Origin of the sequence: Streptomyces flavochromogenes, from assembly GCF_000717595.1 — a bacterium.
GTDB lineage: Bacteria > Actinomycetota > Actinomycetes > Streptomycetales > Streptomycetaceae > Streptomyces > Streptomyces flavochromogenes.
Genome location: NZ_JNZO01000042.1, coordinates 55,003 through 62,825, shown reverse-complemented (window position 1 = coordinate 62,825; position 7,823 = coordinate 55,003). Strand labels below are relative to the sequence as shown.

At 71.8% G+C, this 7,823-nt stretch carries 5 protein-coding genes; 2 read left to right on the top strand and 3 right to left on the bottom strand.

Features of this window, described 5'->3' with window-relative positions:
* Nucleotides 1–1,709 (bottom strand): diaminobutyrate--2-oxoglutarate transaminase family protein (locus tag IF00_RS0136665; protein ID WP_425338355.1); only part of this gene is annotated, 1,709 nt, incomplete at its 3' end.
* Between the two features lie 277 nt (nucleotides 1,710–1,986).
* Here IF00_RS0136665 and IF00_RS0136660 point away from each other — a divergent pair.
* Complete coding sequence (locus IF00_RS0136660) at nucleotides 1,987–3,165, top strand: trypsin-like serine peptidase (protein ID WP_030325764.1); 1,179 nt, start codon at nucleotides 1,987–1,989, stop codon at nucleotides 3,163–3,165.
* 228 nt (nucleotides 3,166–3,393) lie between these two features.
* Nucleotides 3,394–4,575: a trypsin-like serine peptidase gene (locus IF00_RS0136655; RefSeq protein WP_030325762.1), complete on the top strand. Its 1,182-nt coding sequence runs from the start codon at nucleotides 3,394–3,396 to the stop codon at nucleotides 4,573–4,575.
* Between the two features lie 89 nt (nucleotides 4,576–4,664).
* On the opposite strand, the gene hflX is transcribed toward IF00_RS0136655, so the two are convergent.
* Nucleotides 4,665–6,158, bottom strand: a complete 1,494-nt coding sequence (gene hflX / locus IF00_RS0136650; protein WP_030325760.1) for a GTPase HflX — start codon at nucleotides 6,156–6,158, stop codon at nucleotides 4,665–4,667.
* Nucleotides 6,159–6,316: 158 nt separating this feature from the next.
* Nucleotides 6,317–7,807: a M1 family metallopeptidase gene (locus tag IF00_RS0136645; RefSeq protein WP_030325759.1), complete on the bottom strand. Its 1,491-nt coding sequence runs from the start codon at nucleotides 7,805–7,807 to the stop codon at nucleotides 6,317–6,319.
* Nucleotides 7,808–7,823: the final 16 nt, after the last annotated feature.

Here is a 7,823-nt window from a genome sequence, read left to right as displayed (position 1 = left end):
AGATGCTCAGGAGTCTCGTGGGCTCGGAGATGTGTATAAGAGACAGGCCCGGGGGCGGTCCGGGGGGCCGTGGGCCTGCGGGCGGCGGGCAGCTGGGGGGTGTGGGCCCGTTCGGCCGCGGCGAGGGCGTCGGCGAAGCGGTCCAGGACGGCGGTGGCCTGCTCATCGGTGAGGGTGAGCGGGGGCAGGAGCCGGACGACGGCGGAGTGGCGGCCGCCGAGTTCGACGATGAGTCCGCGGGCGAGGCACTCCTGCTGGACGGCGAGAGCCAGGGCGGGGGCGGCGGGCGGTACGGGGTCGTCCGGTCCCGCCGCGTCGGGGTCGACGAGTTCGACGCCGATCATGAGGCCCCGGCCTCGGACGTCACCGACGCAAGGGTGGGCGGCGGCGAGGGACCGGAGTTGGCCGAGGATGCGGGCGCCGAGGATGCCGGCCCGCTCGGCGAGTCTGTTCTCGCGGACGTACGCGAGGGTGGCCGTGCCGGCGGCCATGGCGAGCTGGTTGCCGCGGAAGGTGCCCGCGTGGGCGCCGGGTTCCCAGGCGTCGAGCTCGGATTTGTAGACGATGACGGCGAGGGGAAGGGAGCCGCCGATGGCCTTGGAGAGGACCATCACGTCGGGCACGACGCCGCTGTGCTCGACGGCCCAGAACGCGCCGGTGCGGCCGACGCCGGTCTGGACCTCGTCGACGACGAGCGGGATGGAGCGGTCCGCGGTGATGCGGCGCATCCGGCGCATCCAGTCGTCGGGAGCGGGGATGACCCCGCCCTCGCCCTGGACGGCTTCGAGGATCATCCCGGCGGGGGTGGTGACGCCGCTCTTGGGGTCGTCGAGGAGGTTCTCGGTCCAGCGGGCGGCGAGTTGGGCGCCGCGGGCGCCGCCGACGCCGTAGGGGCAGCGGTACGAGTGCGGGTACGGCAGCCGGGTGACGCGGACGTCGGTCGCTCCGCCCGAGGCGTCGAGGGCGCCGGACGTCATGCCGTGGTAGGCGCCGGTGAAGGCGAGGAGTCCGCTGCGGCCGGTCGCGATGCGGACCAGTTTGAGGGCCGCCTCCACGGCGTCCGTTCCGGCCGGTCCGCAGAACTGGATGCGGGCGTTGTCGGCGAGTTCGCCCGGCAGGGTGGCGAACAGCTCGGAGGTGAAGGCGTCCTTGACGGGGGTGGCGAGGTCGAGGACATGGAGCGGGGCCCCGGAGTCGAGCACCTTCTTGACGGCTTCCAGGACCACGGGGTGGTTGTGGCCGAGGGCGAGTGTGCCGGCGCCCGACAGGCAGTCCAGGTAGCGGCGGCCGTCGGCGCCCTCGATGGTCAGCCCTCGCGCGCGTACGGGGACGATGGGCAGGGAGCGGGCGTACGTGCGGGCGGCGGACTCCCGCAGGGACTGGCGGCGCAGGATGCCTTCGTATCCGCCCCCACCCCCCTGGTCCGAGGGTCCATGGGCGGCAGCCGCCCGGTCCGGAACCCTCTGGGGCGCAGCCGCTGGGTGCGGAACCCGCTGAGCCGCGGCCACCCGGTCCGAAGGTCCTCGGTTCGGGGTGTCCCGGTCCCGTTCCGTCGGGGTGTGCGTCCCCGTGCCGGCCCCGTCGGGCGGTCCCGCGACGGGCCCGTCGGGCGTCCGGGTCTGCGTCCGCGCGGCCGGTGGGACGGCCGGAGCTGATTCGGTCACGGCCACGGCTCGGTGTCCTCCCGCTGTAACAGTTGCGTTGCACATCGGGACGTCGTGGAGCCGCCGCAAGGGCCGCCCTGAACGCCACCGTTGTGTCCCCCGTACGTACCAACGACGCGAACTGCCCAGGATCACGGGCCGGAGGCAAGAACTTGGCGTGTCCCGGATCACGGCACGGCAACGACGGAACGATGGCCGGAACCGCAGACCGACCGCGTACCGTCCCCTCCGGCACCGGCATAGTGGGGGCCGTCGGCCGCCGCCCGCACGGGCGCGGCCGCTGTCCATGCACCAGTTGACGTAGTCCCAGGGGGATCACGAGATGCGATCGATTCGTCCGCTGCTGACGGCGGCTTCCGCCGTCGCGGCGCTGACGCTCACCGTTACGGCCTGCGGACCGAGCGAGGAGAACGCGGGGGACAAGCCCAGCGCGCCCGCGACCGCCCAGAACCCGGCCGACAAGATCAAGATTCCGGAGGACCTGAAGGGGCGCCTGAAGGAGCACGGGATCGATGTCGACAGGTGGCGGAACGGCGAGTGGAAGAACTGGGACCGCGACAAGTGGCTGCGTGAGGCCAAGGACTTCGTCAACCCGATCATCGAGGACCTCTGGGACCCGGACCGGATGCGGGATGCCGAGCGCCCCGACAAGCCGGTCGAGGAGGAGGACATCTCGGGTGACGAGGGCGTGACGGACCCGACGCCGGCCCGGGTGCGGGCGAGGGCCGTGGACGCGAAGTACCACGCCAACGCCCCGGAGTCCGGGAAGGTCTTCTTCGACGGCCCCGAGGGCTCGATGGTCTGCTCGGCCACGGTCGTGCAGGACCCGGCACACCCCGGCAAGTCGAACATGGTGTGGACGGCCGGACACTGCGTCCACAAGGGAAAGAAGGGCGGCTGGTACCGCAACATCGCCTTCGTCCCCTCGTACAACGACTCCGCCCTGTCGACCGCCGACCTCGAGAAGGCGTCGCGGGAGCAGATCGCGCCGTACGGCGTGTGGTGGGCGGACTGGGTCAAGACCTCCGACCAGTGGATCGCCGAGGGCGCTTCGACGGGCGGCGCGGGCGCTCCCTACGACTTCGCGGTCATCAAGGTGACCCCGGAGAAGGGCGGCACGACCAAGTCCCTGGAGGAGACCGTCGGTTCGGCGCTTCCCGTGGACTTCAACGCGCCCGCGGTGCCGAAGATCGCGGCCATGGAGGCGACCGGCTACCCGGCGGCTCCACCGTTCGACGGCCAGCGGATGTTCCAGTGCGAGGACAAGCCGGGCCGGCTGTCCCTCAAGAAGGAGCAGCCGACGATGTACCGCATCGGCTGCTCGATGACCGGTGGTTCGTCCGGCGGCGGCTGGGTCGCGCAGGGCAGTGACGGCAAGCCGGCGCTGGTGTCCAACACCTCGATCGGCCCGTCGACGGCCGGCTGGCTCGCGGGTCCGCGCTTCGGTCCCGAGGCCAAGGCCATGTTCGACGAGGTCAGCAAGAAGTACGCCGGGCAGTAGGCGCGCGGGGCGGGAGGCGGGGCCCTCGGGGTCTCGCCTCCCCCCATGCCCACCCCCAGGGGCCGCCCCGGACAGGGAGAGCCCCCGGGACCGGCCTTCGGTCGGCTGTTCGTCCAACCGGCATACTGTGCACCGCAAGTGACGCGTCCATGGCAATGCCAGGCGGGAGCGCGCCGGAAACGAGGCCGCTCCCCGGACGCGGGAATCATCTCAGGGGGAATTCACCACATGCGTTCCGTACGACTCCTACCCGCCGCCCTCGGCCTGGTCACCGCGCTCGCGCTGACCGCCACGGCCTGCGGCCCCACCGAGACCCCGGCGGCCGACAAGCCGGCCGCGGGAGCGAGCAGTTCCGCGTCGGGCACCGGCGACGCGGCCACCGGGGACGGTGGCGCCGACCTCACCAAGGACCTCGCCGACAAGCTGAAGAAGCACGGCGTCGACCTGGACAAGTGGAAGGACGGCGAGTGGAAGAACTGGGACACGAACACCTGGCTGCGTGAGGCCGAGGACTTCGTCAACCCGGTCATCGACGGGCTCTGGGACCCGGCGCGGATGCAGTCCGCCAAGAGCCCCGACCCCACGATCACCGCGCAGGCCGGAGGCGGCGGCACCGACCCGACGCCCCGCCCCGTCAAGGCGCAGCGCGAGAAGACCCCGTACCACCGCAACGCGGCCCCGGTCGGGAAGATCTTCTTCGACTCGCCGCAGGGCCACATGGTCTGCTCCGGCACCATCGTGAAGGACCCGCGCCGGCCCGGTAAGTCCAACCTGGTCTGGACGGCCGGCCACTGTGTCCACGCGGGCAAGAAGGGCGGCTGGTACCGCAACATCACCTTCGTCCCGGCCTTCAACGACCTGGGCAAGTCCCCCTCCGCGCTCAACAACGCGCAGGCGCACGAGATCTACCCGTACGGCCAGTACTGGGCCGACTGGGCCGTGACCTCGGGCGAGTGGATCCAGTCCGGTGGCGCCAACCAGGCCTGGCCGTACGACTACGCCGTCCTGCACGTGCAGCCGCAGAGGGGCGGCAAGTCCCTGGAGGAGACCGTCGGCGCCGCGCTGCCGGTCGACTTCTCCGCCCCCGCGCCCGCGCAGTCCGGCACGATCGGCGCCTGGGGATACCCGCAGGCCGCGCCGTACAACGGTGTGATCATGCACAAGTGCCTGGACCGGGCGACGCGTATGACCACGGCGCCCGCCACCCCGGTGATGTACCGGATCGGCTGCACGATGACCGCGGGTTCGTCCGGCGGCGGCTGGTTCCGCGTACTGCCGAACGGGAAGACGGCGCTCGTGTCGAACACCTCGATCGGCCCGGCCGGCAGCAACGGCTGGCTCGCGGGACCGCAGTTGGGCCGGGGAGCGAAGGCGGCCCACGAGATGGTCAGCAAGAAGTACGCCCGCTGACCCGTCCCGTCACGGCGCCCACCGTCATGACAGAAGGCGCCGGTCCCCTCCCTCGCGGGAGGAGGCCGGCGCCTTCGTCGTACGTCGGGTCAGTGCGCCGCGGGAACGTACGGCGCGAGCATCGCCGCCAGTTCCTCGTGCACCCGGGCCTTGAGCAGGGTGCCCTCCGGGGTGTGCTCCTCGGACTCGACCTCGCCCTCTGCGTGCACCCGCGAGACGAGACCGCCCTGCGTGTACGGCACGAGCGCTTCGAGCTCGACCTGCGGGCGGGGCAGCTCGGAGTCGATGAGCGCGAGCAGCTCCTGCATGCCCTGGCCCGAACGGGCCGAGACCACGATGGAGTGCTTCTCCATCCGCAGCAGTCGCTGGATCACCAGCGGGTCCGCGGCGTCCGCCTTGTTGATGACGACGATCTCCGGCACGTTCACCGCGCCGACGTCCCGGAAGACCTCGCGCACGGCGGCCAGCTGCTCCTCCGGCGCGGGGTGCGAGCCGTCCACCACGTGCAGGATGAGGTCGGAGTCGCCGACCTCCTCCATGGTGGAGCGGAACGCCTCGACCAGGTGGTGCGGCAGGTGCCGGACGAAGCCGACGGTGTCGGCCAGGGTGTAGACCCGGCCGGTGGGCGTCTCGGCCCGGCGGACGGTCGGGTCGAGCGTGGCGAACAGTGCGTTCTCCACGAGCACGCCCGCGCCGGTGAGGCGGTTGAGCAGGGAGGACTTGCCGGCGTTCGTGTATCCGGCGATGGCGACCGACGGCACCTTGTTACGACGCCGCTCCTGCCGCTTGATGTCACGGCCGGTCTTCATCTCCGCGATCTCCCGGCGCATCTTCGCCATCTTCTCGCGGATACGACGCCGGTCGGTCTCGATCTTGGTCTCACCGGGACCACGGGTGGCCATGCCGCCACCGCCGCCGCCACCCATCTGACGGGAGAGCGACTGACCCCAGCCACGGAGGCGCGGCAGCATGTACTGCATCTGCGCGAGCGCGACCTGCGCCTTGCCCTCTCGGGACTTGGCGTGCTGGGCGAAGATGTCGAGGATCAGGGCGGTCCGGTCGACCACCTTGACCTTGACGACGTCTTCGAGGGCGATGAGCTGGCCGGGGCTGAGCTCGCCGTCGCAGACGACGGTGTCGGCACCGGTCTCGACCACGATGTCGCGCAGTTCGCGCGCCTTGCCGGAGCCGATGAAGGTCGCCGGGTCCGGCTTGTCACGGCGCTGGATCACGCCGTCGAGCACAAGGGCGCCCGCCGTCTCGGCGAGGGCCGCGAGTTCCGCGAGGGAGTTCTCCGCGTCCTGGACGGTCCCGGAGGTCCAGACGCCGACCAGCACGACGCGCTCCAGGCGCAGCTGGCGGTACTCGACCTCGGTGACGTCCTCGAGCTCGGTGGAGAGGCCGACGACACGGCGCAGGGCCGCGCGCTCGGAGCGGTCGAGCTGGTCGCCGTCCCGCTCTCCGTCGATCTCGTGGCTCCAGGCGACGTCCTCTTCCATCAGGGCATCGGCCCGAAGGCTCTCGGTACGGCTCGTCTCCGCGAAGCTCTGCTCGTCCTGGGAAGGGGAAGAAGAGGAGGTCATTTGATCCTTACGTCGATTGCTTCCACAGCGGCGCCGGCTTCGGCGCGCCATGGAGCGATGAGTCTTATGCCGCCACAACGCGTGAGGGCACGGGAAGATTCCCGGTCCGTCGGCCGCGTCGCCGACCTGAAGATGGTGACACGCCCCGGCGGGGCCCGTCATCCGGGTTTCGGGGCGGTCCGCGCGGCCTCGGCCGGGCTGCTGCGCCAGTCCGGGTGCCCGGGCATGGCCGGGGTCTTCGCCTCGTACAGCCAACCGCGGAAGAAGGCGGTGAGGTCGCGTCCGGCGATCTCACCGGCCAGGGCGACGAAGTCGGCGGTGGTGGCCGTGCCGTCCCGGTGGTCGGCGACCCAGCGCCGCTCCAGGTGCCCGAAGGCCTCGGTGCCGATCTCCTGGCGGAGCGCGTACAGGACGAGGGCGCTGCCGTCGTAGACCACGGGCCGGAAGAGGCTGATCTTGTGGCCGGGCGAGGGCGGCTCGGGGGCGGCCGGCGGGCCGCCGTCGGCCCTCCACCCGTCGGAGGCGGCGTAGGCGGCCTTCATGCGCCGCTCCAGGGGCTTGCCCGCGGTCTCCTCGGCGTAGAGCGCCTCGTACCAGCTGGCGTGCCCCTCGTTGAGCCAGAGGTCGGACCAGGTCCGCGGCGAGACGCTGTCGCCGAACCACTGGTGGGCCAGCTCGTGCACCATGACCGAGTCGACGTACCACTCCGGGTAGGCCGGCTCGGTGAAGAGGCGGCGCTCGAAGAGCGACAGGGTCTGGGTCTCCAGCTCGAAGCCCGTGGTGGCGTCCGCGACGAGCACCCCGTACGTCTCGAAGGGGTACGGGCCGACCTTCCGCTCCATCCACTCCAGATGGCCGGGGGTCTTGCGGAGCCAGGGCTCCATCAGCTCCCGGTCGGCGGTGCGCACCACGTCCCGCACCGGCAGGCCGTGGGGTCCTGAGCGGTGCACGACGGTGGAGCGGCCGATGGACACCTGGGCGAGCTCGGTGGCCATGGGGTGGCTGGTGCGGTACGTCCAGGTCGTCGTGTCGCCCCGGGTGACCCGGCCGGTGGGCAGCCCGTTGGCGACGGCGGTGAGCCCGCTGGGGGCGGTCACGCGGAAGGTGAAGTACGCCTTGTCCGACGGATGGTCGTTGGACGGGAAGACCCGGTGGGCGGCGTCGGCCTGGTTGGCCATGGCGAGACCGTCGCCGGTACGGACCCAGCCACCGGTGTCGGCGGGACCGCTCGGGTCGCTGGTGTGGGTGACGGTGATCTCGATCGACTCGCCCTCGTCGATCGGCACGGCGGGGGTGACGACCAGGTCCTCGCCGCTTGTGGTGTACGTGGCGGCCAGGCCGTCGACGGTGACGGCGGAGACGGTGCCGTGGGTGAAGTCGAGGTTGAGCCGCTCCAGGTCGTCGGTGGCGAGCGCGTCGATCCGGGTCACGGCGGCCAGCGGCGCGGTGTTGGCCCCGGGGTAGGTGAGGTCGACGGCGTACGAGAGGACGTCGTAACCGGGGTTGCCGAGGTGGGGGAAGAGCGGGTCCCCGATGCCGAGCGGCGCCGGGGCGGGCAGCGCGGCGGCGACGAGCCCGGCCGAGGCGGCGACCAGGACGGCGGAGCGGAGCCACCGCGCACGGGGCAGGGGCGTTCGGACGAGCGGCATGGGCCAGGCCTTTCCG